At 69.6% G+C, this 18,054-nt stretch carries 17 protein-coding genes and 3 pseudogenes; 12 read left to right on the top strand and 8 right to left on the bottom strand.

Annotated features, from left to right (window positions below; translation table 11 throughout):
* Positions 1 to 623 precede the first annotated feature (623 nt).
* A complete protein-coding gene (locus ACF053_RS27550) occupies positions 624 to 860 on the top strand; it encodes a hypothetical protein (protein WP_391956475.1) in 237 nt (78 codons plus the stop codon).
* Between the two features lie 178 nt (positions 861 to 1,038).
* The gene (locus ACF053_RS27545; protein WP_391956474.1) at positions 1,039 to 1,770 is read left to right on the top strand and encodes a Type 1 glutamine amidotransferase-like domain-containing protein; all 732 of its coding nucleotides are present in this window, start codon (positions 1,039 to 1,041) and stop codon (positions 1,768 to 1,770) included.
* Between the two features lie 15 nt (positions 1,771 to 1,785).
* Here the strand turns inward: ACF053_RS27545 and ACF053_RS27540 are convergent, their stop codons facing one another.
* A complete protein-coding gene (locus ACF053_RS27540; protein WP_391956473.1) occupies positions 1,786 to 2,109 on the bottom strand; it encodes a hypothetical protein in 324 nt (107 codons plus the stop codon).
* Between the two features lie 250 nt (positions 2,110 to 2,359).
* On the opposite strand from ACF053_RS27540, the gene ACF053_RS27535 reads away from it, so the two are divergent.
* The 3 genes and pseudogenes from ACF053_RS27535 to ACF053_RS27525 all read left to right on the top strand — a co-directional run bounded on the left by ACF053_RS27535 (position 2,360) and on the right by ACF053_RS27525 (position 4,137).
* On the top strand, positions 2,360 to 2,917 hold the full coding sequence (locus tag ACF053_RS27535; RefSeq protein ID WP_391956472.1) for a YrhB domain-containing protein: 558 nt from the start codon (positions 2,360 to 2,362) through the stop codon (positions 2,915 to 2,917).
* A gap of 88 nt (positions 2,918 to 3,005) precedes the next feature.
* A pseudogene (locus ACF053_RS27530) lies at positions 3,006 to 3,440 on the top strand (transposase); the annotation flags it as partial.
* Between the two features lie 286 nt (positions 3,441 to 3,726).
* Complete coding sequence (locus ACF053_RS27525; RefSeq protein ID WP_391956471.1) at positions 3,727 to 4,137, top strand: hypothetical protein; 411 nt, start codon at positions 3,727 to 3,729, stop codon at positions 4,135 to 4,137.
* A gap of 609 nt (positions 4,138 to 4,746) precedes the next feature.
* On the opposite strand, the gene ACF053_RS27520 is transcribed toward ACF053_RS27525, so the two are convergent.
* Entirely contained in the window at positions 4,747 to 5,916 is a 1,170-nt protein-coding gene (locus ACF053_RS27520) for a methyltransferase domain-containing protein (protein ID WP_391956470.1), read from the bottom strand.
* Positions 5,917 to 6,685: 769 nt separating this feature from the next.
* Positions 6,686 to 7,483 (bottom strand): hypothetical protein, encoded by a 798-nt coding sequence (locus ACF053_RS27515; RefSeq protein WP_391956469.1) that lies wholly within the window; start codon positions 7,481 to 7,483, stop codon positions 6,686 to 6,688.
* Between the two features lie 710 nt (positions 7,484 to 8,193).
* Between ACF053_RS27515 and ACF053_RS27510 the strand changes: the two genes are divergently transcribed.
* A complete protein-coding gene (locus tag ACF053_RS27510) occupies positions 8,194 to 8,751 on the top strand; it encodes a hypothetical protein (RefSeq protein WP_391956468.1) in 558 nt (185 codons plus the stop codon).
* Positions 8,726 to 9,301 carry a DUF6461 domain-containing protein gene (locus tag ACF053_RS27505; protein ID WP_391956467.1) on the top strand — a complete coding sequence of 192 codons (576 nt, stop codon included), beginning with the start codon at positions 8,726 to 8,728 and terminating at the stop codon, positions 9,299 to 9,301. The genes ACF053_RS27510 and ACF053_RS27505 overlap by 26 nt, the downstream gene beginning before the upstream one ends.
* A 41-nt stretch (positions 9,302 to 9,342) precedes the next feature.
* Here the strand turns inward: ACF053_RS27505 and ACF053_RS27500 are convergent, their stop codons facing one another.
* Together ACF053_RS27500 and ACF053_RS27495 are read right to left on the bottom strand one after the other, a co-directional pair.
* Positions 9,343 to 9,960: a hypothetical protein gene (locus tag ACF053_RS27500; protein WP_391956466.1), complete on the bottom strand. Its 618-nt coding sequence runs from the start codon at positions 9,958 to 9,960 to the stop codon at positions 9,343 to 9,345.
* A gap of 1,279 nt (positions 9,961 to 11,239) precedes the next feature.
* A complete protein-coding gene (locus tag ACF053_RS27495; RefSeq protein ID WP_391956465.1) occupies positions 11,240 to 11,788 on the bottom strand; it encodes a hypothetical protein in 549 nt (182 codons plus the stop codon).
* Positions 11,789 to 11,883: 95 nt separating this feature from the next.
* Here ACF053_RS27495 and ACF053_RS27490 point away from each other — a divergent pair.
* Both ACF053_RS27490 and ACF053_RS27485 read left to right on the top strand, forming a co-directional pair.
* Positions 11,884 to 12,491, top strand: a pseudogene (locus ACF053_RS27490) (transposase family protein); the annotation flags it as partial.
* Between the two features lie 42 nt (positions 12,492 to 12,533).
* Positions 12,534 to 12,929 (top strand): annotated as a pseudogene (locus tag ACF053_RS27485) (transposase); the annotation flags it as partial.
* Positions 12,930 to 12,947: 18 nt separating this feature from the next.
* Here the strand turns inward: ACF053_RS27485 and ACF053_RS27480 are convergent.
* The 3 genes from ACF053_RS27480 to ACF053_RS27470 all read right to left on the bottom strand — a co-directional run bounded on the left by ACF053_RS27480 (position 12,948) and on the right by ACF053_RS27470 (position 15,365).
* On the bottom strand, positions 12,948 to 13,313 hold the full coding sequence (locus ACF053_RS27480; RefSeq protein WP_391956464.1) for a hypothetical protein: 366 nt from the start codon (positions 13,311 to 13,313) through the stop codon (positions 12,948 to 12,950).
* A gap of 536 nt (positions 13,314 to 13,849) precedes the next feature.
* The gene (locus ACF053_RS27475) at positions 13,850 to 14,335 is read right to left on the bottom strand and encodes a hypothetical protein (RefSeq protein WP_391956463.1); all 486 of its coding nucleotides are present in this window, start codon (positions 14,333 to 14,335) and stop codon (positions 13,850 to 13,852) included.
* 31 nt (positions 14,336 to 14,366) lie between these two features.
* A complete protein-coding gene (locus tag ACF053_RS27470) occupies positions 14,367 to 15,365 on the bottom strand; it encodes a hypothetical protein (protein ID WP_391956462.1) in 999 nt (332 codons plus the stop codon).
* 595 nt (positions 15,366 to 15,960) lie between these two features.
* On the opposite strand from ACF053_RS27470, the gene ACF053_RS27465 reads away from it, so the two are divergent.
* The 3 genes from ACF053_RS27465 to ACF053_RS27455 all read left to right on the top strand — a co-directional run bounded on the left by ACF053_RS27465 (position 15,961) and on the right by ACF053_RS27455 (position 17,575).
* On the top strand, positions 15,961 to 16,116 hold the full coding sequence (locus ACF053_RS27465; RefSeq protein ID WP_391956528.1) for a hypothetical protein: 156 nt from the start codon (positions 15,961 to 15,963) through the stop codon (positions 16,114 to 16,116).
* Between the two features lie 5 nt (positions 16,117 to 16,121).
* A complete protein-coding gene (locus ACF053_RS27460) occupies positions 16,122 to 16,763 on the top strand; it encodes a hypothetical protein (protein ID WP_391956461.1) in 642 nt (213 codons plus the stop codon).
* Positions 16,764 to 17,182: 419 nt separating this feature from the next.
* Positions 17,183 to 17,575 (top strand): hypothetical protein, encoded by a 393-nt coding sequence (locus ACF053_RS27455; RefSeq protein ID WP_391956460.1) that lies wholly within the window; start codon positions 17,183 to 17,185, stop codon positions 17,573 to 17,575.
* The last annotated feature ends 479 nt before the right edge of the window (positions 17,576 to 18,054 follow it).

The raw sequence follows: 18,054 nt of genomic DNA, 5'->3' as shown, positions 1-18,054 counted from the left end.
GCAAGAAGGGTAGCAAGCTGCACGTGCTGTCCGATGCCCAGGGAGTCCCGCTCGCCGTCGCCCAAACTGTCGAGCAGTATGGTGAAGGGCACGTGATCTCGGTATGGAATGAGGAAGACGCCAGTCGCCTTAGGTAGTCGTCTCGACTGTCATGCGCTTGCGACAGGCACAGCGGACCTCGTTCTGGGCCTGGTGACAGTCCTTCCTCCGCCGCTTCGAAGCGCCTCCGCCGAGCCCTTCGCGCCGACTGGGCCAAGACCTTCACCCCCCTTGCTCTGCGTGGCCATCGTCGACCGCCTCACGGCACCGACTCCTACCGCCCGCCTCGACGGGTGCGCCGGTTTCCCGCTGATGTGTCGGGCGCCGGACGAAGTGGTGTTCTCCGGCTGAGTGTCCGCCAGTTCGCCCTGCGGGAACTCGCGGTGCACCGCCGCACCTGCGTCGAGTGGATATCCGGCCTGCCTCGTCTACGCGGTCAACGGACCGAATCCGGTCCGCAGGAGGCGAGGTAGTTCCACTGGCCGTCCAGCTCCTGGGCAAGTTCGGCAGCGCGTATTTGACGGTGGCGGCAACCGGTGGCCCGGTCGTGAAGTCGGCGACCGGCCGCGGAGGAGGATCAGGAAGTGGCCCTGGGTGCAGCCGCCGCTGCGGACGCGATCGCTAGCGTCGGCCAACTCGCGGACGATCTGTGCCGGGGTGCCGTCGTGGACGATCTGGCAGAACGGGCAGTCGGGCCGCGGGTGCTTGCGGGGCACCGGCGGCCGGTCGATGTGGTGGAGGGCAACGGCGACACGGGCGCCAGCCTTCTGCATACGTCGGCCGACCGCTTCGGCGATGACGGGGGCGCCTGTCCGGACTAAGGAGTGAACCGCGGACTGGCGTGATCGCCGCCGTTCGACGTCCGCGGTGGCTGTGGCCTGCCCTGGACGGATAGGGCCTCGGGCAGTCAGAGGAACTATTCGATTGCGGACGTAGCCGATGCCTTGGCACGGTTCAGGGCACCTGCGCGTCTGAATCCTGATCTGAGGAGGCACCCTCGTGTCTGTCGTTCCGGAACGTCGTTTGGCTCTCCTCGGTGGCGGCTTCTCCACCGACGACGATGGGCTGCTGGATGACTGGGTGCTCGATCAGGTGCCCGTGCCTCGCCCCAGGGTGTGCTTCCTCCCGACAGCCAGTGGCGACGCCCTCGCCTACATCGAGCAGTTCTTCGGGGCGTACCAGTCACGTTCCTGCGAGCCCAGCGTCTTGCATCTCTTTCGGCGGGAACTCGATGCCGATGCCCTGCGCACGTTCCTGCTCTCCCAAGACGTCGTCTATGTAGCTGGGGGCAACACCGCGAACATGCTGGCGGTCTGGCGCGCGCACGGCGTGGACCGTCTACTTCGCGAGGCCTTCGACCGCGGCACCTTGCTGTGCGGCATCAGCGCCGGTGCCAACTGCTGGGCCGAGGGCTCGCACACCGACTCTTTCGGGCCGCTGACTCACCTCTCGGACGGGCTGGGCCTGCTGCCCGGCTCGGTCTGCCCGCACTACGACAGCGAGCCCGGCCGGCGATCGTCCTATCAGGCAGCCGTGGCAAACCGCGCGCTCCCGGCCGGCTGGGCAGTAGAAGACGGTGTCGGCGCCCTCTTCACGGACGGTCTGCTGACGGACTCTGTGACGCGTACGCCTCAAGCCTGTTTGTATCGGGTAGAGCCCGGCAGGCATGGCGGAGTCGACGAGCAGGCCATGCAATGTCGCCTGCTCGTCGCAGCGAGTGATTGTCAATAGTTGTGGATCAGCGGATCAGAACGCTTCATGGGCCAGCGCTTCGAGCCCTTCGATGGAGGTCAGGGTGCCGTTGAGCATGCTGTCCGATGCCGGTGCAGTGACCAGCACGAGGGTCTGGAATGCTGCGTGTTCCGAAGCGTAGAGATCGTCTTCTTCGTCGTCTCCAGGGATTGCGTTGGGCTGGATCTCGATCTCAGCGGCCCCTGCCTCGGCCTTGAGGTATTCGCCGCGGAAGTAGCTGTCGTGCTCGGCGAAGGTCAGGCTGAGGAGCGGGGCGAGCAGCCCGGCCAGCTCCTTGGCCGTGTGGGTCTTGGTCCCATAGGTGTCGTGAATGGTCATCGTGGGGTCACTCTAGGCCGGGAGTGACGGTTCCACTGGCGCGGACGCCCACTACCGGTGCCGCCGGGCAGGAGGGGACTGGCATATGCAGGCTCTGCGGCGCCTCTTCAACCGGATGCTCGGGCAACTCCACCCCTGCCTTCAGCAGCGGGTGCTCCATGACAAGAGCGTTGCCTTCCCACTGGTGGACGGCTCTGCCGTGGCATGAATTCCGATGGGCTGACCGCAGGGCAGACCGCATGATGGGTGCGTGATTTCGAAAGAGCGTGCTGTTGAACTGGTTGAGCAAGCCCTCTTGCGTGAGTACCAGGAGCATCCGCTCTCGCAGGAGGCCGTGCCGCCAGAGGTGGTTGCCGGGGTGGTGCGGCACGAGTTCGGGTGGCTTGTGTCAACGCAGTCACGGGCATGGCTTGAGACGGGAGACTCAGGGCATCTCATCGTCGGTGGCGGACCGATCCTGGTCGACGGCGAGGACGGCAGCGTCTACATGATTCCGATCGTGACCTTCAAGATGGACAACTGGCAGGACGGGTATCGCCAGCGCTTCAGAGGGCAGACGGCATCCGCTGCGAAGGCCCCTCTCAGTGCACGTGTGGCACAGATTCTCGCCGACGAGGGTCGCCTGGCTGCCATGCGTGTGCTGCGTCAGCATGCACCAGCACTGGATCTGAAGCAGGCGCTGACGTACGTGTCGACACTGGAACGCGGCGACGGACCGAGTCACGACCTCGTGGCGCTTTCGGATCCAGATGTGCCACGGTCGGAGCTACCGCTGATCCAAATGGCAGGGCCCGACCTTCGCACATGAAGTGATCCACTTGACGGCTTACTGATCGTTCAAAATGAGTTGGGCTGCGGGTCTTGTGTCCGACGATCTTGGTCGGCAGGGTGCCCGGGTGCGTGCTGATCTTGTTCCTGACGCCCTGCGGGAGCGGGTGGCCCCGCCGCTGCCGCCCGCTCCCGAACAGCGCCGCCGTTATTCCAGACGGCTGCGTGTTCCCGACCGGGCGGCTCTCGCCGGAACCCTGTTCGCGCTGCGGACCGGTGTCGCGTGGCGCGATGTCCCGGCCGAGACGGTGGACTGCTCCGGGGTGACGGCCTGGCGCCGACTGCGAGACTGCACCGAGGCCGGCGTGTGGCCACGCCTGCACGCCGTTCTGCTGGCCGAGTTCCGCCGCGCGGACTCGTTGGACCTGGACGACTGCTCCGTGGACGGCTCTCATGTCCGGGCCCTCGAAGGGGTGCACGTCGGCCCCTCGCCCGTCGACCGCGCCCGCCCGGGCTCGAAGCACCACCTGATCGTCGACCGGCACGGAACGCTGCTTGCCATGCCTCATGTGTCCTGGTCAGCCTGGGCCAAGGGGTCGTTCCGCGCGGGCCCGCTGGTGGCGCGTCAATGGATTCGGTGCCGGACCCGATGATGTTGCCCCCTCAGATCGAAGGCGCAGGATGCGGTGGTTACGATCTGCATCCACCTCAACAGGGGGCCGGTGAGTGATCGATGGTCAGCCACCCTGGAGTGCCTCATCACCAGTACCGACCATCCCGCTCCGCGTCCAGGCCCAACGCCTCTAGGCTGTGATGACACCGTCTTTACCAGGGGGAACTATGCGCAGGATGCACGCAGTGACAGCGGGAGCGGCCGTGGTCGTCTTCACGGGCGTTACAACGGTCCTTGCGGTGCTCGATCAGCGGGAGGAAGCCGATCGGGAGTCGCTGCGCGTCGCCTCCGAAGCTCTATTCGAGCGCGAGGCTGAGGCAGACCCGCAGTGGCGGCAGGCCCCGGCACCGGCGGGCCGGGTATGGGGCGTGGCCAAGCCCAAGGCCGTCGTGCACCACCTGGAGATGGTGGGCGAGCGGGCCAAGGTTTGGGCCGACAACGTCACCACCCCCTACACCACCACTCCATCCGGCGCCGACCCGCAGCCGACCACTCCCTACATGTCGTCCCACGTCTTCCTTTTCGAGCCGACTGGCGACGGCTGGCGCCTGGCCGCCGACCTGACCGAGAAGGAAGCCACCACCTGACGCCCAAGCCGGGGCTTCGGACGGCTGGAGGAGCGCCGGCATGGACCCGGGCGCGGGTGTGCGGCGGACACGCGTCACGGCCCGCAGGGGCGCGGCCGCGAATGCGGCCAGTGGCATGCCGACCGCACGCCCGATGAACGCCGACCGCTGCGACACGGCGATACCCGCCCTTAACGCCAAGGGCGCACTGACCGTCACCGACCTGATAGTCCGGCCGCGACGCGCCCAGTCGCAATCAGCGCGGCCCGTGAAGCGTCACCTCTGCTCGGGCCAGTTGTGGTACATCACTCCGCCACGGTCCCGGAGCGCTCCGCGAAGGCCCCGCGCCCGGGTACACCCCGTTGCCGTCGCGGTCGTGGGGCAGCTCGTTGGCGAAACAGCTCCGACGGTGGGGTTCCGCATGCGACCTCGGGGGGCCCAGCTGCACCCTGCATCGGGCCATCGCCGCGGTTGGTGCGCGCCGGTAAGACCACCGCGGCGTGCCGGTAGCGTGCCGGTGCGGTGGGCACCATCCGGTGATCGCTTGGTCCAGCACCCGCCGTCCGCCTCCGGCTCAGGGCGCCCTGGCCCGGGGGCGGAAACTGCGCCGCGGTTGGCCGCGCGGCGATCTCAGGCCGCGCCCGGTGCGGGCCGGGGTGCCGGGGTGGGCTCCCAGCGCTGGCGTACCCCGTCGACCTCGCTCCAGATGCACTGCTCGTGCTCGGTGCGGGTCATGCCGAAGTCGTACAGCGAGGGCCGGCCCACCTTTTCCCAGCGGTCCCAGCCGGTGGTGATCTCCTCGTCCAGGCGGCGTGGCCCGCCCCGTTCGACGGTCGTCCGCCCGTCCGGGTGGTCGGTGAGGCGGGCCCAGGAGGAGTGAGCGTCGTGGAGCCACGCGGCCACCGCCGCGCCGCCGCCGCTGCGGGGGCCGGTGGCGATGGAGACCCGCACATCGGGCAGGAGGACGCGCAGCGCGAACAGCAGGCTCGCGTCGGCCAGCCCCGCGGCCGCCCGGTCGAAGACCGCCGTCGTGGAGCCGCCGGGGCTGCGTTCGCGGACCTGGTGCAACTCCAGGCCCTGGTCGACGCCGCGGGCGGGCATGAACATCCCCAGCCCCTGCACCCACCCCTCCGCCGACGCCCCGTCATCGGACACGGTCAGCGCGACGTGCCCGAGCCGGCCCCAGGGGGCGACGATCCGCCCGCCGGGCCGGGTCTGCACCACCCACGCCCACGGCACCGTCTCCACCGCGTAGGTGGCGATCACTCGGTCGAACGGGCCCGCTTGCGGCCACCCGGCCGCGCCGTCGCCGACGTGCACCGCGACATCGGCGCCGGCGTCCGCCAGGCGCCCGCTGGCCTCGGCGGCGAGGCCCGGGTCGACCTCCACGCTCGTCACCCGCCCCGGCCCCGCCCGGTAAGCGAGCAGCGCGGCGTTCCAGCCGGTCCCCGTCCCGAGCTCCAGGACGCGGTGTCCGGCGTCGAGGCGCAGCGAGTCGAGCATGTCGGCGACCACCGACGGGCACGACAGGCTCGATGACGGCAGCCCGTCCTCCACCTGCGTCACCGCGGCGTCATACGGGCCGCCGTACACCAGGCTCGCCCAGCGTTCCTCATCGACGCCGCGTGCGACGGCCTCCCAGCGGGCGCCGTCCCAGCTCCACACCACCTCGGGCGCGAAGTGGTGCCGCGGCAGGGCGGCGACGGCAGAACGCACCCAGGGCGAGTCGGCCGGCCAGCACCCGGCCTCCACCATCGCCGCGTCCTGCCGGGCGATGTGCTGCTCCAGGGGGTCGCTCACTTCTTGTGCTTGCCGTCCGAAGGCGGCGGCGGGGGAACCTGCCCGTCGGCGTTTCCCGGGGGAGGCGTGCCCGTCGACGGGTCCGGCGCCGGCTTGCTGTGCCCACCCATGGATGACCTCCCTGTGATGACGACGTCGCTGATTGTCGCGCCCCAGGGCCTGCCGTGTCCCCCGTTCCCTGCTTCTGGCCGGATCGATGCCGGTACCGCCAACTTCGGCGGCTCCGCGGATCAGCGGTCAACTCGCCGACTCCTCAGCGCGGGCCTTCGCCACGTCGGCATGGGCCAAGCCGCAGTGCAGCTTGACCGCGCTGAGCGGGTTGCGAGTGCCCGCGCCGGGGCGCCGGTCGTCGACGGTGTCGGGGTCGGGGGAGCCGTCCGCCCACCGCGGCTGTTGCGCTCCGCGAGCGGGATACCCTTCTCGGCCATGTCCGTGTTCGCGCCCACCCGCCAGGCCTGGGGACGGCGCGGTGATAGCCGCCCGGCCGCTTCACCTTCCCCGAGCAGTACGTCGGCCGTCTCCCGCAGTGGGACCCCCTCTTCGGCTCCGGCACCGTACATCCCCCGCGCCGCCGGAACAGGTCCGGACAGGTCAGCCCGCCGGCGTCGCCGCCGGTGGCCTTGCCCTTGACGCCCAAAACCAGGCCGCTGCTGGGCCGGCAGGCCAGCTGGATGGCGTTACTGATCGGACCAGTCTTCGACCGCGGGTGGCGGCAGTGCCAATGGACTGAAGACCGCGACCAGGGCCAGCAGCACGGCCAGGCGATGTGTCACGACGCCTCTCGGATGGCCGTCCATTCCGCGCGGTTGAACATGATGTCGCCCGGTGCCGCCATCGGCGGCTTGCCCTCGATCTGGGCGTCGCGCTGGGCGCGCTCCGTGGCGGTCGTCGTCAGCTTCCAGTCGCCGCCCTGCCACTGGGCACCGCCCAGGACGCGTGTGAAAGAGCCGCTCTCCTTCTCGTTCTCGCCGTTCTTCTGCACCACACGGCCCAGCAGCCACGCGCTGACCTCGTCACCCGACTTCTTGATGATCTTGTAGCCGACGATGTGGCTGCGCACGTAGGCGCCGGACGGCAGCGGCTGCCCGGCGCGCACCCCCATCTGCCGGGCGAGCATCTTGTCCGTGTCCGTCGCCTGTCGCTCGACCGCCTCGGCAGCTCCCGCGGACTGGTCATCCGCGCTGATGTACGAGTGGTAGATGCGCAGCTGCTCGTCGACGGACGACTTCCCGCCCTCGACGGTCATGGTGTTGGCGGCTGCCATCATCGCCACGGCGCCCTCGGCGGTGTGCGGGTATCCGACCTGGCTGCCGCGCTCGTCGGTGCGCTGCCCCCGCGGCAGCGCCGCCCACCGCTCCGGCTCGTCCCAGTCGCTCGGCGCCGTGTAGGACGGTGTCGGGCTCGCGGAAGCGCCCATGCTCGCGCCCGCGCCGCCCTTGACCGGCACCTCACTGCCGGTCTCGCCGGCGCCGAGCAGGGAGCAGGCCGACAGGGTCAGCACGGCGGCAAGCGCCGCGCCCCCGGCCCACATGCCCCTGGTGTTCCACGTCCCCCGGATACGTGACATGTCAGCCACCCTACGCCGTAACTGCTGTTGAGGATGGTGCTCAGCAACCCGGCCAGCGGAATCGCCGCGATGCCGCCGCCCGCAGGTGGGCCGGCGGTCGGCCGGAATCGCACGGGACGGTGCGGGGCGGAGACGTCGTCGTACGGCGCCGCGACCGGAGCGTGGGACAGGCCGGGTCGGGTGGCGAGCTGGGTGGTGGCCACGTCGTTCAGGCCCACCGCTTCCGTGGCACCTGCAAGGCTCAGCAGCGCACAGGCGGCACCGCGCAGACGCGACTCATCGCTCTCCGCCAGCCGCCGGACGAAGCCACCGGTCAAGATCCGGCGCCCCTCTGCCAAAAGGTCCACCGCCCGTCTCCCGGCTCGCCTTGCGCACTCAGCGCCAGGCGGCCAAAGCGGCCTCGGCGATAGGTAGTTGGACCCACCGACCGACCGCATCTCCTCGTCGCTCACCCGCTACACCGTAGAACCGGCGAGCCGACGCACGGGCCGGAACCGGACAACCCGGCCCGGCGGATGCGGGGCAGGAGCAGCGGATCAGGTGCTGCTCGACGGAGAGACGGTCACCTCTACGTGTGGCCGCACAGGCCGGCCCCTCCTACGGAAGCGGGTCCTCATGTCCTGATCCCCGATGGTGGGAGGATCTCGATGGCGGCAGCGTCGGCGGATGTGCGAGGCTTCCTCCTCCCAGCTGCCGAGCGAGAAGACTTGATGACCCGAGACGACGCCCTCGATCGGCTCGGACACATCGCGCGTGAGAGGGCTTTCGGCAGGCACGTCGGGTCTGACCGACTCATTGAGGCAGGGCTGAACGCACTGATTGCCGGCGTTGAGAGCCCGTCCCTCGCCATGCTGGCTGGCCTGCTCCGGAGCGAAGAGCCGGAAGCCCCAGCGCTCTTCGACCAGGTGCTGGAGGAGCTGGGTCTGCTCTTCCACCCGCCCGCCGACCCCGAGGCCGCAAAGTGGGCGATGGCTTACTGGATTGCCGGCCAGATCGCCGACGGATCCCTGGATCCCGCCGCTGGCACTCACCTCATCTGGGCAGACATCGCCTATGACCTCGGCTACCCCGAAGAGCTGGAACCCCTTGTGCACTGCGCGCACAACCTGGACGGCCGGGAGAGGAGCTGGGGCGTCTCCTTCGAGGAACTGAGCAGAGAAGCGGTCGAGGCGGCGAGGCAGCTGTTGAACAAGCGGCCGACAGCACAGGCGCCAGTCACCTCAAGAGACACGGGAGAGGCCGATGGACGGCATCCGCTGGCTGGCTGAGGACTGCGACACCTACTGCCTGCTGCTGGCCCGCGGGCTGGACGTGGACTCCCTCGCGGCTCGTCTGGGCGGGGACCCAGATGACGTCATGCCCGAGGTAACAGCGGACGAGGCATTCGCGCTGGCGATGGCCAAGGGCGCGGTGACGCGTCTGGGCGTCTGCGGCGCGTGGGCCTTCTCCCTTGAGCACTGGAGCGCTGAGGGTATGGAGACTCAGACACTGGAGCGGGTGTCGATGGGCACCGAGTGCGTCGTCGTGTTGAACAGCGGCACGCCGCCCCTATGGTTCGCGCATGCCGTGGACGGGGAGGTCGCCGAGTTATTCGAGCCAGTCGAGGCCCGGGACGCCTTGGAGCGGTCTGCGCCGGGCGCGACCTTGTGGGGCAGAGTGGCGGCGGGTCTTGTGGCGGCGGGAGTCCCGAACCTGACCGCTGCGGAGAGCGCTGAGACCGTTCTGCTGACCCTGGTGGAGAGGCACTGCGAGGTGGGCCTGCCGCGCGTGTCCTTGGACCGTGACCCCCACCCGGCTCTCCTGCTCGTCCAAACCTGAGGCAGCGGTGCCCGGGAGAGCGGACGAGGCCGCCAGACACCTTACGCCGCCGGCCTCCCAGCAGACGTGGCACAAGCCGTCGCGTACGGACGAACGTCCCCAGCTCTGGCCGCGATGCCGGCATACAGGCCGATGCCGGCGAGCGCACCGGTGACGACGATGGCGAGCGTCCCGTACACCACCACCGACCCGAGCATGTTCCCGCCGGAGAGCCATGGGCGGTCCGGGAGCAGCAGCCTGCGGGCGACCAGCGCCGCGAGGGCCAGTGCCACGGTCGCCGCGAGCCAACCGCCAAGGCCCGCCAAGGGGCCGACCTCCGCGAGCACCGCCACGGCCAGCACCGGCGGGGCCGTACCGGCGGCCGCCAGTACCGGGACCCACCACCACGCCTCGCGTCCGGAGAAGCGGCGGCCGAGCCACGCGGCCGCCGCCAGGAGGGGCACCACCCCGCCGAGCGACAGCAGAGCGCCGAGCGCGGCTCCCACCGCCGCTACGAGCGGCGCCATCACCACCAAAAGGAAGATCCCCATCGCGTTGTAGGGAAGACCCGGGTTCTCCTGGACCTGCCCCCACACGACGGCCGCGATCATCCCGATCACCGCTTCGACGGCCATCACCGACATCGACGCCGTCATCACCGCGCCCAACCTGTCGGTCACGCGCACCTGCCGCCGCCCCCACCCGAGCATTTCTGAACGCATTCAAATCCCTCCCGTCCCACATCCTGCCGCATACCAACGGGCCCCCGCGGCCCACCCCCCTCCCCGCCGTCTGCGGCATGACCCAGAGACGCCAAGAACCCGCCACGGGATCTCTTGGTGACTGGATGGCTCGCTACAGGTCGTTCGCCGCGAGGGCGTGGACACGGTCCGCGTCGGCAGGCCGGTGTGCTCCAGCTCGATGACCTGGAAGACCGCGCGGCCGGCGGCCGCACCAAGGAAGTGCGGGCGGCGACCTGTTCCACGGCCACGGGAAGAGGGCGAGACCTTGCAGGCGGGCGCCCGTCGCGCGGGCCAGAGGCCGACGCCGCCGATACCGCCTTCGGCGTCGACGAGGAGTCTCGACGAGGTCAGCGCGCGGTGTGCCGCTCTCGGCCCGGGCGGCAGCTTGTGCCGCGATCATTGCACCGTAGCTTGGGCTCCTCATCCAGCTTCCCGGCCGCCAGCCAGACGGCGCCGCCACCAGAGGTCAGAACGCCACTGCCGATGAGCAGCGAAGGGGTCCGGCAGCGTGCTCTCGAGGTACCTGGCATCCAGGACACGCACTCGACGCTCGAGTTCGGCGCGGGGCCGGGAAGGCAACTGCCGCACGACCTCCTCGAGCACGTCGCGGGCGTGCCGCACGTCGTCGAAAGAACAGCCGCGGCACGAACACTCCGCATCCTGCGGATACAGGGGTCGACGTCCCGCTGGTCGCAGAAATGCTCGGTACCGGCGCAGCGCACGGTCGGTGGCGCCGGGGTACACGTAGTAGTCGACCGAGAATCGCTCCACTCGATCTATCGCGACGCTGGTTCGGGCTGAGAGGCCGTGGATCCGGTCTGGAGGCAAGCCCCACGCGACACGTGGTGCTTGGTGAGCGCGCAGCGCGCCGGGCCGCTTACGCGGCATCGGCCTTTCGGTACGTGAACATAAGGCACATCATGCCAGCTCTACGACCCGGTGGCTGTCAGGAGGCTGGTTGTGGTACCGGCCTTATCGCACCAGCACTCAACCCCGCCTGTGGTTGAGGCGGAGTAGCGGGACAGCCGACTTCCCACAGGCTCCCCGTTCGTCGTCCGCTGCGGGAAGCACCGGATCCACATCGCCGGCCGCTGCCGCACCCTCCGGTCCGCCAGCACTGACCGACAGGGATCGAACACCCCCTTGATCCTAAGGGCTGTCCCGCAAAGATCTTGGCTCCGAGTGCGGAGCAGCCTGCGGAGCTGTGGCGAGGTGTTCAGCCGGTGGTTCGTGAGGTGTCCAGGGACCGGGCGAAGTCGGCGAGCGTGTGGAAGTCGTTCTCCCGTAGACCGATTCGCGGGTTGACGTGGTGCAGGAGCCCGGGACCTTGGTGGCGGGCGGTCACGTAGGTCTGATCCAGCTCGCTCTGCTCGTCGTCGACCCAGGCGAAAGGACGGCCGTCTGCGTAGACCACCAGCGGTCCGGTCTTCCAATGGACGCCATCAGGGCGTGCTTGGAGCAGGACGTCGCCGAAGTCCACGAAGGGAAGTTCCGGAAGGCCGAGGACCGGTGCGATCCACCGGTTTGCGTCGTTCATCCATGTGGTGGCCCAGCACAGCTCGAAGCCGAGCTGGAGCAGGGTTGGTCCGTGCTCCGGGTTGAGCCAGACTCGCAGGGGTCGTCGGGACGAGAGGCCTCTGTCGTCCTGATGGGCATCGTTCCGGGGGACCCGGAGTGTGGTGTAGCCGTCGGGACGCCTCTCCGGCTTGGCTGCGTAGGGGTTGAGTGGCCCGTCCACGTCGAGGAACAGCAGCGGTCGGTTCACGGTTTCCCCCGGGTCTTGCGCGCTGTGGACTTCCCCGATCAGCGTAGCTGTGGGAGTGCTCCGGCATCGAGCCAGGCCTGAGTAATGATCACGATGTGGCGACTGTGATCACGGCATCGGAGCCGTCCTGGATAACCCCGTTCGCGGGGCTGAGCCCGCGCTGCTTCGGCAAACTGCTGACCAGACTGCGGCGCGATGGAGCATGTGGTCCACCGAGGCCGGCCGTGGAGTCTGCCGCTGGAGGACCGGGTGTTGCCGGTCACGGCCTACTGGCGCACCAATCACGTCTGCGGCAGCTCGCTCCGTTGTTCGGCGTCTCGACATCCACGGCCGGCCGGGTCATCAACCACCTCGGCCCCCTGCTCGCACTCCAGCCCCGGAAGCGGTTCGCCAAGGACTCCGTGCTCATCGTGGACGGCACCCTGGTCCCCCCACCCGCGACCACACCGTCGGCGAGCGGTCGAAGAACTACCGGTACTCCACCAACCACCAGGTCGTCATCGACGCCGACACCCGGCTGGTCGTCGTGGTCAGGCGGCCGCTCGCCGGGAACCGCAACGACTGCCAGGCATGGGAGGAGTCCGGTGCCAAGGCCGCCGTCGGCAAAACCCTCGTGATCGCCGACCGCGGCTACCCGGGCACCGGACCGGTCATCCCGCACCGCCGACAACGCGGCCAGAGCGAACTCCCGGCCTGGAAGGAGTAGCACAACCGCTCCCACAAGCAGGTCCGGGCCCGTGTCGAGCACGGCCAGTGGGGCGACGCCCCGCAGGTGGTCGAGGTCCTGGCCCGGACCCGGGTTCCCCGCCCTCTGGGCGGACGGCCCCGGACCCGGCCGGACCACGTCAGCGGCGACAAGGCATACAGCTCCTGGTGAAACCGCCGCTACCTGCGACGACGCGACATCAGACACACCATCCCGGAACCGAAGGACCAACGCGCCAACCGCCGGAACAGAGGCAGTGCGGACGGAAGACCCACCGGCTTCGACCCTGACCGCTACCGGCGTCGCAACCAGGTCGAGCGGACCATCAACCGCCTCAAGAGCTCGCGTGCTGTCGCAACCCGTGACGACAAACGTGCCCATGTCTTCCACGGCACCGTCACCGCAGCAGCAGTCCGCCTTTGGCTCAAGCCGTGAAGTGCCGGGACCGGCCTTTCAGAATCCCGGGGCGGGGAGGAAGCTCGGCCACCACGGGGGCACGCCGCTGGGACACGGAGGAGTGCCGGCGCCCTCCCAAAAGATCGAGATGGCGCACCAGACAATACCGAGGAGCGTCACCGCGAGGGCCAGGGCATGGAGAAGGGGACGGTTCCCAAGAAGGGCACCCATCGTGACCCAGGCCAGCAGCAGGATCGTCCAGAGGCCCGGGATGAACAGCCACAGCAGGAAACCGCTGTTGGCCGCGTTGTTCTTCCCCATGTCGCAGGCGGTCCACGACCTGCCCAGGAGCATGGCAGCGGATATCGCGAGCAGCAGAGCCACCGCCGCCCCGAGACCCCCGTGCAGCCGTCGACTCCCCACAGGCCCCCCGTTCTCCGTCCGCTGCGGGAAGCACCGGAACCGCATCGCTCGTCACTGCCGCACGCCCAGTCCCCCGGCACTGGCCAACAGGGAACGGACGCCCCTGGATCCTAGTAATCGCATGATCCGCCGGACAGTGCGCCGGGCCCGAGCCGTCCGCAGACGACGAGCCGGAGGCCTGGCTCGCCGCCGTGCCGGCGGGCGCGCAGTGCCCGGAGGTCGCGGCGATCGAGCGGTGGTCGACCCGGCCGGACGCGACCCCGGCAGCCAGAGGCCTCACCCTCACGTTCCACAACGGGGCGCGGATCTTCGCCCGACTCCAGTGACCTGGCGGTACGGCGGGTCGTGCCCACGCCTCAGCAGCGGCGGGCGGTGATGAAGTGACCGATGGCATGTCCCGTCCTGCCGGCATCGTCCGGGGAGCGGCGACCGGGGTCTGTCAGCGGACCTCAGGCTGTCATGCCGGGTGCCGTGGGCCCCGGATGGCTCCCGGGAACGGGAAGGGACCGGCACAGCCGGCGGAACCCGCAAGGGGTTCAGTTGTCGAGGCGCTCGTCGTAGTAGTGCTCGTCGCCGACGAGGACCGAGGTGGCGTGGACGGGGAGCCCGGCTGCCGTGCGGGGGACGTCCTGGGAGGTCTGGCGGGTGAAGCCGAGGGAGACCCCGGGGATGAAGGGGTACTCGGGCTCGCTCTGGTCCACGGTCCAGCCGCGTTCGCGCGCGGCGTGGAAGAGGTTCTCGGCGGGTGTCGTGAAGACGTCGTCGCCGTGGAGGAGGACGCGGACGTCGGTGCCGCGGCCTTCGCCTGGCCACCACAGCTCGACCGCGGTCACGGCCTCGCCGGAGCCTTCCAGCAGCACGTTCACGCCGATCTCGCGGCACTTGGCGCGGATCGTCACCTCATCGTCGTCGTGCTCCACCTCGGGCGCCCCCCACGGGGTGACCGCGGCGACGGCTTCCGCGAACGTCATGCCGATCCGTACCGGGCCCACCCCATGGGGCGGGTTCAAGACGAGGTCCATGTGTTGCTCTGCCTCTCTTTCAGCCTGGTGATCAGCGGGACCGGCGTTCCAGGAGTGCCTTGCGGGCCGTCTTCGTGCGGATCGCCCGGTAGTAGAGCGGCTTTACGTACGAGTACCGCCACGGAAGTGCCTCCGTGAAGCCGTCGACCTGGCGGAACTGCTCCCTGGCCGCCCTGTACCGGCCCTGCCGATAGAGGAAGTACGCCAGGAGGTGCCGTACTTCCGGGAGCCTGGGGTGGTCGGGGTCAGCGAGGGCTGCGTCGGCGAGCGCCGCGTCAACCAGTCCCCGTACCTTCGGGCTGCGAAATCCGGCATCACCGAGCTCGTCCGCATGGTTCTCGTACCAGGCGATGACCGGCAACACGGCCAGCAAGCTCCCCGGCGGCGCACCGGCAGCCGATCTTTCGGCGAACTCCCGCGCGAGCCGCTTCGAGCCGCGCCACTTCCCGGTCCAGTACTGAAGGGCACTGCTGTGCGCTTCGAAGTGATGTGGCGCGCGGGCGGTGATCTCGGACCACAGCGCGTGCATCTCCCGGCCGGAGCGGCCCAGTCCGAGCGCCCTCCAGATTTCCGCGACGAGAGGTGTGGGGTCGTCCGGGCGGAGCGCCAAGGCATGCCTGATGTCGTCCTGAGCGACCAGCAACTGCCGGTGGAACCCCTCGAACTGCCTCAGCGACGTGCAGTGCGCACCAGCCTTGCCTCGCAGCTTCCACGCGTACAGGACGCTTGCGCGCGCCACCACGAGCGCGGCGTCCGGATCTCCGGGGCGGGCCTCCTCCCAAGCCCTCAACCAGCGATCGTTCCTCCTGGCTGCGAGATATCCCAACCTCTGGGCGTACAGGGAGCGGCGTTCCCAGTCCTGGCCGGCTTCCTCGAAAAGCCGTGCGGCGGGCTCCCAGCGCCCACGAGCGGCGGCCTTGCACGCGCGCTGCAAGGGGGCATCAGGACCGGCGAGGTGGGAGTTCTGCCATCGCAGCGGCAGCAGTCCGTACCAGAGCGCCAGCAGGCCTATGGCGACCAGGAGTGTCATGGGTGGGCGACATCCTTCAGGAAGATCGTTACGACGCACGAAGCGGGGGAGCCAGCAGTATTCCCGTCGCTGGGGAGGACGCGTCACGCGGGGCGCCCCGGCCGGCCGTCCAGCTCTCGGGATGGTCAGCGTGCCGCATCCGTGCCCGGGAGGACGGTGCCGCTCTGTTCGTCCAGCGTGGTCCAGATGCCCTAAACCATCCGTTCGGCCGCCTGGGGCGCCTGCGACCGCGACGGTGTGGCCGGTCGCCGACAGCCGGGCTCCGCGGTTGTGGGCAAGGGGCCCCCGGGCCCGCTCCGTCAAGGCGGGCGGCCGGCTGCTGCAACCGCGGCCTACTGCACCCGTTCCAGCATCGGATGATCTGGGGAGGCAACTTTGACGATCACCAGCGGCCAGGTCCATTCCAGTATCTGGGTGGGCGTCGAGTCGGAGCCCATTCGCCCAGCAGCTCACGTTGCTGCCAGCATCGAGCAGCACGGATCAGGGCTGGGCCGAGTCGACTCTCCGTTCCAGCTCGACCGATCCGCACCATTCATCGCTCAACCACCAGACAAAGCGGAGTAGTGCGATGCATTTGGTTTGGCATCATGGCCTGGTGACCATATGGGTGCGCTGCTACTGGGACGAGGAAGACACCTGGTTCTACTTCGAGGTCGACGCCGAAGGCTGGGTGATCCGGCAGGTCGAACTCGACGTCATCACCGCCTGGTGCCAGGGCGTGAACAAGTGTCCCAACTGGGTGAACGAGTGAGATCTATGCATGAAGAGATCGCGGAGCAGCAGGCGGACATCACCTGCCTGCTGCTCCACCACATCCAGGCACCGCTTCCCGGGGACCAGTACATTCGAGGCGTCCTTCCGGCTCTGGAATCCGTCAAAGCAATCCGGATCGCCACTGGTCCCGAAGACGCTTACACCCCAGACCGCCTGGTGGCCTATGAGATCCCCCTTCGCACGGATGGCGATTTCATTACCAGTTACGAGATCATCTCCATTCTGCGCGCCCTCCTGCACTCTGGCACCCGGATCTACCCGAGCGACCGCGTCGGCACAGTGATGGGAATGACCCTTGTCCACGTGGATCCCACCACTGTGGAAATGGCTCCTTCCACCCCGGACGACAATGCCCTGACCATCCTGCGTTCCATCACCCAACCTTTCACCGAAGACCAGCCGGACCCGCGCCTGCGCGGATTTTTCTTCCTGGACCAAGACCGGCTGCGCCTCTACCTCGACACGCAAGACGCAACCGGCGTGATCGCAGCAGACGTGCGGCCGTCCGGCGCGATCACGGCCCTGCTCGCGGCCCTGCCGTCCCTGATCGCCGAAGAGGAACGCATGAGGGTGGACAGCGCGGACCCGCACTGCACACGCGTGATCGACCTCACCGACTGGTGAACCAGACGCAGCAGCAGTTGCGACGCCAGGCGGCGGGCGCGACGGCCGGGCGCTGCTCCTGGCGGGCGGGCCCGCCCACATCCACGAGCCGTTCCCGATCGCGTTCGTCCCCGCTCGACTGGCCCGTACCACTCGCGCACAGGCGGCCCGCTACCAGCGTCGCCCGCTGGCGCTGGCTAGCGGCGCTCTCTGGCAGGCCGAGCGTGGAGTACGGGGGTGACAGGCGACCCCGGCCGGATCGGGCACGGCGGCGGTGGAGCTGGAGTGCCCGTGTCGAAGCCGCTGCTCCGCTCGCTGATCGCAGACACAAGGGCCGGAGGCCGGCCGCCAGGCGACCGCCGGCACGACGCGCTTGCAGGCCCCGCAGACGGCCACAAGGCGCGGGTGGCCGGATGACGGGTTTCCTCGTGGTAGCGGCCATGGCCATCACCCTGGTGGGGGCCGTCGTCGACTGGCTGCTGACCCACTCGTGGTTCCTGATCGCCCTCGGCGGGCTCGCGTTGCTGCTTGTGGTGGCGCCTGGCTCCACCACAAGCAGCAACGGGCGCGGCCGGGGGCACCTGGGTGCTCGACTTCGAGGACGGCGCCGACGGCGAGGCGTTTCAAGACCCGCCCGGCGCCCCGGCCGCGGCCGACGGACCCCGCTGCCGACGTGCTGCGCAACGTCGTCGGCACCCGCGCTTCGGCCCCACCTCGCCTACTGGGTCGCCACCGCCACCGCCACCGCCACCGCCACCGCCGCCGACGACGTCCTCACGGTCCCCCCGGTCGCCGGTCGCCACTACACCCTGGCCCTCAGCTCCGCCGCCTGACCCTGGTCGGCACACCACGGGCCGGGCCCTCGGCCGCCGCTCGCTCCGCAGGAGGGATCTGCCCATGACCGCATCCACGGCGTTCCGGCGCGCGTACCGTGAGGTGACGATCCGGCGGACTCCTCCAGCGCGGCCGCCCACTCCCGCTCGAGGCCGGCACCCACTGCGCTGCGCGCCGGTCGGCGCGCAGCCGGGTGAGGAGTCCGGCCGGCGCCCCGGACGCGGGGTGTTCGGCGTGACGGGGGTGGTCGGGCTACGCGCTCATCTGGTCCCCCCGCCGGACCTTCTCCCTCGCCGGGCTGTACGAGGTCGTCCAAGACTGGGAGGGCCGCCTCGCCCACGCCCTGGCGGGCGACGCGTTCTCGCCTCGCCGGCCGCGACGACAGCGAGGCCCTCGACATGGCGGAGCTGCGGGGACGGCGCCGGTGACCGGAGATCCATACGCGGTCCGCTCAAGGCCTGCGACCTGACTGCGGGCG

This window comes from Streptomyces kanasensis (assembly GCF_043077165.1).
GTDB lineage: Bacteria > Actinomycetota > Actinomycetes > Streptomycetales > Streptomycetaceae > Streptomyces > Streptomyces changanensis.
This window is presented reverse-complemented; position numbering and strand designations above follow the sequence as displayed.

What these genes read in the sequence shown, in the direction of transcription:
- ACF053_RS27455 (WP_391956460.1), top strand. Translation starts at nt 17,183, where the DNA reads ATGGCCATCACCCTGGTGGGGGCCGTCGTCGACTGGCTGCTGACCCAC.
- ACF053_RS27470 (WP_391956462.1), bottom strand. Translation starts at nt 15,365, where the DNA reads ATGACACTCCTGGTCGCCATAGGCCTGCTGGCGCTCTGGTACGGACTG.
- ACF053_RS27505 (WP_391956467.1), top strand. Translation starts at nt 8,726, where the DNA reads ATGGACGGCATCCGCTGGCTGGCTGAGGACTGCGACACCTACTGCCTG.
- ACF053_RS27515 (WP_391956469.1), bottom strand. Translation starts at nt 7,483, where the DNA reads ATGTCACGTATCCGGGGGACGTGGAACACCAGGGGCATGTGGGCCGGG.
- ACF053_RS27475 (WP_391956463.1), bottom strand. Translation starts at nt 14,335, where the DNA reads ATGGACCTCGTCTTGAACCCGCCCCATGGGGTGGGCCCGGTACGGATC.
- ACF053_RS27510 (WP_391956468.1), top strand. Translation starts at nt 8,194, where the DNA reads ATGACCCGAGACGACGCCCTCGATCGGCTCGGACACATCGCGCGTGAG.
- ACF053_RS27525 (WP_391956471.1), top strand. Translation starts at nt 3,727, where the DNA reads ATGCACGCAGTGACAGCGGGAGCGGCCGTGGTCGTCTTCACGGGCGTT.
- ACF053_RS27540 (WP_391956473.1), bottom strand. Translation starts at nt 2,109, where the DNA reads ATGACCATTCACGACACCTATGGGACCAAGACCCACACGGCCAAGGAG.
- ACF053_RS27460 (WP_391956461.1), top strand. Translation starts at nt 16,122, where the DNA reads ATGCATGAAGAGATCGCGGAGCAGCAGGCGGACATCACCTGCCTGCTG.